The sequence below is a fragment of the Clostridia bacterium genome (genome assembly GCA_019683875.1).
In the GTDB taxonomy this organism is placed as follows: Bacteria; Bacillota; Sulfobacillia; order RBS10-35; family Bu92; genus Bu92.
In genome coordinates this window covers 1-2,770 of the sequence record JADGHN010000172.1, presented here as the reverse complement: position 1 = coordinate 2,770, position 2,770 = coordinate 1, and the positions used below count along the sequence as shown (strand labels likewise).

At 71.0% G+C, this 2,770-nt stretch carries 3 protein-coding genes; all 3 read right to left on the bottom strand.

Going from position 1 to position 2,770, the window contains the following annotated elements; genetic code table 11:
• A partial coding sequence (locus IRZ18_09490; protein MBX5477338.1) for a DUF3866 family protein occupies positions 1–593 on the bottom strand: 593 nt, incomplete at its 3' end.
• Complete coding sequence (locus IRZ18_09485) at positions 590–1,483, bottom strand: hypothetical protein (protein MBX5477337.1); 894 nt, start codon at positions 1,481–1,483, stop codon at positions 590–592. The genes IRZ18_09485 and IRZ18_09490, both read right to left, overlap by 4 nt.
• Before the next feature lie 3 nt (positions 1,484–1,486).
• Positions 1,487–2,662 carry a Glu/Leu/Phe/Val dehydrogenase gene (locus tag IRZ18_09480; protein MBX5477336.1) on the bottom strand — a complete coding sequence of 392 codons (1,176 nt, stop codon included), beginning with the start codon at positions 2,660–2,662 and terminating at the stop codon, positions 1,487–1,489.
• Positions 2,663–2,770: the final 108 nt, after the last annotated feature.

Below are 2,770 nucleotides of genomic sequence, written 5' to 3'. Positions count from 1 at the left end.
CGATACACGAGCGACGCGGTCAGGAGCGCGCTCGGCAGGGCGACGGTGTCCGCGTCGCCCCCGAACGCCTGGCCGGTGGCGATCGTCGCATGGAGCAACCCCTCTTCGCGGAGCGCCGCGACCGTGTCGCTGAACGCGACGGGCAACGCGCCGCCGTCGGTGTGGATGTACACCACGCGCGACCCCGGCGAGGCGAGCCGGCACGCGCGCACGACGGGCTCAAGCTGGCTGTGCAGGCCCAGCGCCACCACCGGCTGGCCGGAGAGGCGCGTCGCTTCGCGCAGAAGCTCGTGGCCGGCGCCGCCCTCCTCCTCCGCGTGGAGCATGGCCCGCTGCCACGGGGTGTAGCGGAACTTCATGATGTGTCCCGGGGCGTTCTCCGACCAATCTTCCGCCCCAGCCACCGCCATCACGAAGTGACGGCCGCCCGTGCCGAGACCCAGCCGCACCGCCGTGGTGTTCAGGAGGACACGGTCCCCCGTGGAGACCGGGCCCGTCAAGCCGGGGTAGGCCACGGCGTCGGCGACATCGCCGCCGGGCATGCGCACGCGCACGGCCACGTGCCCGGAGCGGCGCGGCGCGACGTCGATCACTTCTGCCCAGCAGACGGTGAACGTGGCGATCCCTCCGCCGTGGCGGCTTCCGCCGTGGCGGCGGCCTCTCCGGCGGCCTGCGCGGCCGGCTTCGGCGCCGCCGTCGGGATCACGGGCGGCACCAGCGGCATGGACGCGGCGTTCTGTCCCGGGACGGCCCGGCGCAGCGCCCGCCCGAAGATGCGGTTCGTGGCGTCCAGCGCCGCTCGGATGCCGGTCTGGACGGAGTCGTCGCCCTCGCTCGCGATGACGCTGCCGCAGAGCATCTGCTGGCGGCCGCGCGGCATGCGGTGGAGGATCAGCGCCGTGACGACGGTGTGCGCGGCCACCTCGTGGGACTCGACGGCCCAGCACTCCAGCCAGTGACCGTCCTGCAGCGCCTGGTTGAGCGCCGCGAGCAGCGCCTCCGCGCCCACGCGCCGGGCGGCGTCCCCGAGGGACGGCCCCTCCGCCTGGCCCCGCCACGGACCCTCCGGGATCTCCGGATCGAGGATCACCCGGCCCAGCCGGTCACGTTGCGGTTCCGGCGCGATCTCCAGCTCCACCCGCACGCGCCCCGCCACCGTGTCCTGCGACAGGGTCATGCGCGTCACCTTCACGCGCACAAACTTGTCCGCCGGCGGCAGTCCGCGCACCTGCGCCACGGAGATCTTCTTCCGGTCGATGCGCAGGCCCCAGCGCGCGGTGAGCGCGCTTTCGATGTCGCGCACAACGCCTTTGGCCGGCCGCGTCCGGTCCGCGAGGACATGCACTTCCTCCACCCCGCCCCACGCGTTGACCACGAGGCGCGCGTCCAGGACGGCGGGGAGCTCCCGGATCAGGTCCTCGACGACCCGCACCGACACCTTGCGCTTGGGGCGCGCGGCGTGCGATTCAGGCTCCAGCTTCACGGTCTACCCCCTTGCGGAGCCGCTCGCCGCCGGCACGAAAATCCGATCGAGGGCCCGGATCTGGCGGATGCGCTCTTCCGCCAGCACGTCGGCGGCTCGATACGTCGGAATTCCCTCCCGGCGCGCGATGGCGAAGATCTCCCTCAGCTTGTCGCCGATTCCGGCGATCTTCCGATAGGAATGATCGCGATTGTAGCCGCCGGGGTTAAATTCGGACGCGACGTTGATGACCCCGCCGCCGTTGATGACGTAGTCCGGCGCGTACAGGATGCCGAGCTCCTGGAGGCGGTCGCCGTGGCGGGGCTCCGCCAGCTGGTTGTTCGCCGAGCCGGCGACGATGCGGCACTTCAGACGCGGGATGGTCTCGTCGTTGATGACGGCGCCCAGCGCGCACGGCGCGAACACGTCGCATTCAACGTCGTAAATGGCGTCGGCGGGAACCGTCTCCACGCCCAGATCCTCCACCGCGCGGCGCACCTTGTCCTCGAAGATGTCCGCGATCACGACGCGCGCGCCGGCCTCGACGAGGAGCTTCGCGAGATGGTAGCCGACATGGCCGGCACCCTGGATGGCGACGGTGCGTCCCGCCGGGTCGTCCGAACCGTACGCCTCCTCAAGGCAGGCACGGATGCCGCAAAAGACGCCGAACGCCGTGGCGGGGGAAGGATCGCCGCTCGCTTCCGGCAGGCCGAGCACGTAATCCGTCTCCTGCCGCACGTAGATGAGGTCGTCGCTGTTGATGCCGACGTCTTCCGCCGTGTAGTACCGGCCGCCCAGGGACTGCACGAAGCGGCCGAACGCCCGGAACAGCGCCTCGGTCTTGTCCTTGCGCGGGTCGGCGATGATGACGCTCTTGCCGCCGCCGAAGTTCAGCCCCATGGCGGCGTTCTTGTAGGTCATCCCGCGAGAGAGACGGAGCACGTCGAACAGGGCTTCCTCTTCCGACGCGTAGGGCCACATGCGGCATCCGCCGAGGGCCGGCCCCAACGCGGTGCTGTGGATCGCGATGATGGCGCGCAGCCCCGACGCTTCGTCCCTGCAAAAGACGACCTGCTCGTGACCGTCGTGGGCTGCGTTCGTGAATACGGACACCGGCACGACCTCCTCGAACGGGGCGCCCGTTCGTTCTTGAGCCGACACGTGAAAAAGGGGCGGGTACACGACCACCGCCCCCGTCATCCAAGATGCGAGTATGCCCCCGGCCAGGCCGGCACGGCGCCCGGCGCCCCTTTGACACGGATCCCTACGGTGCGACCGGCCGCCGGAGACGGCATCCGCCAACCCCTT